Origin of the sequence: Sulfitobacter sp. 15WGC (genome assembly GCF_005068605.1) — a bacterium.
Lineage (GTDB): Bacteria > Pseudomonadota > Alphaproteobacteria > Rhodobacterales > Rhodobacteraceae > Sulfitobacter > Sulfitobacter faviae.
In genome coordinates, this window is the sequence record NZ_SZNL01000236.1 from 1 (window position 1) to 248 (window position 248).

1 pseudogene is annotated in these 248 nt (G+C 54.4%); it reads left to right on the forward strand.

Going from position 1 to position 248, the window contains the following annotated elements:
* A pseudogene (locus FCK22_RS18675) lies at nucleotides 1-248 on the forward strand (ABC transporter permease); the annotation flags it as partial.

Genomic DNA, 248 nt, shown 5'->3' on the forward strand with positions numbered 1-248 from the left:
CTTTGGGCTGGTCGGATGCGCATCTCAGCATCTTCTGGCGGTCGCTCAAACTGTCGATTCTGACAACGCTCGCCTGTTTGTTCTTTGGCTTCCCCACGGCCTATTTCATCGCCACGCGGCCAAAAAAGCAGCGCGAATTCTGGATGTTGCTGATCATCATCCCCTTTTGGACGAACCTGCTGATCCGCACCTTCGCCATTCTGGAGTTGATCCGAAACGAAGGCACGGTGAATTCGATCCTCATCGCG